This window comes from Thauera sp. 63, assembly GCF_000310165.2.
In the GTDB taxonomy this organism is placed as follows: Bacteria; Pseudomonadota; Gammaproteobacteria; order Burkholderiales; family Rhodocyclaceae; genus Thauera; species Thauera humireducens.
Genome location: NZ_AMXC01000080.1, coordinates 1 through 1,171, shown reverse-complemented (window position 1 = coordinate 1,171; position 1,171 = coordinate 1). Strand labels below are relative to the sequence as shown.

Genomic DNA, 1,171 nt, shown 5'->3' with positions numbered 1-1,171 from the left:
GTGCGCATGGTGCAGGAACACCGAGGCGAGTACCCCTCGCTGTGGGCGGCGATTGAATCGATCGCCCCCAAGATTGGCTGCGTGCCGCAGACCCTGCATGACTGGGTCAAGCGCGAGGAGATTGACGGTGGCCAGCGCGATGGGCTGACGAGCAGTGAGCGCGAGCGCCTCAAGCAACTGGAGCGAGAGAACAAGGAGTTGCGCCGTGCCAACGACATCCTCAAGGCGGCGAGCGCGTTTTTCGCCCAGGCGGAGCTCGACCGCCGTTTGAAGAGCTAAAGCACTTCATCGACCAACACCGTCACACGTTCGGGGTCGAGCCCATCTGCCGGGTTTTGCAGATGGCCCCGTCCTGTTACTGGCGCCATGCGGCACGCCGACGCAACCCGCAGCTCCGCAGTCGCCGCGCGCGGCAAGACGACAGCCTGGCAAACGAGGTCCAGCGCGTGTGGCACGCCAACTGGCAGGTCTATGGTGCAGACAAGGTCTGGCTGCAGATGAACCGTGAGGGCATCCGGGTGGCCCGCTGTACGGTCGAGCGGTTGATGAGGCGCTTGGGGCTTGAGGGGGTACGTCGTGGCAGGAAGGTCCGCACGACGCTTCCCGACGCCTCGGCGCCCTGCCCACTGGACCGGGTCAATCGGGTGTTCAAGGCCCGCCGCCCCAATGAGCTGTGGGTGTCGGACTTCACCTACGTTTCGACTTGGCAGGGGTGGTTGTATGTCGCCTTCGTCATCGACGTGTTCGCCCGGCGCATCGTGGGCTGGCGCGTCAGTCGCACCATGCAGACCGATTTCGTCCTCGACGCGCTGGAGCAGGCTTTGTACGAACGGCGGCCCGATGCCAACGGCTTGGTTCATCACTCGGACCGAGGCGCTCAGTACCTGTCCATCCGCTACTCCGAGCGGCTGGCTGAGGCCGGCGTGAAACCGTCGGTGGGCAGTCGTGGCGACAGCTACGACAACGCACTGGCCGAGACCATCAACGGCTTGTACAAGACTGAGCTGATTCACCGCCGCGCGCCCTGGAAGAGCAGGGAATCGGTGGAGTTGGCCACCCTGCAGTGGGTGCACTGGTTCAACCACACCCGACTGCTCGAGCCGATTGGTTATATTCCACCGGCCGAAGCTGAGGCAAACTACTTCCGGCAACTCGCCGAGAAGACAGAGAC

General features: G+C 64.0%; 1 protein-coding gene and 1 other annotated feature. The gene reads left to right on the top strand.

Annotated features, from left to right (window positions below):
• Positions 1-1,171, top strand: a protein-coding gene (locus tag C664_RS20020; RefSeq protein WP_198291566.1) for an IS3 family transposase whose coding sequence is annotated in 2 segments (ribosomal slippage) — positions 1-244 and positions 244-1,171 — 1,172 coding nt annotated over the 2 segments. Because the reading frame shifts where the segments join, the coding sequence is not laid out codon by codon here. This gene is flagged as partial in the annotation.
• Positions 234-350 (top strand) — a sequence feature (AL1L pseudoknot). (Overlaps the previous gene by 117 nt.)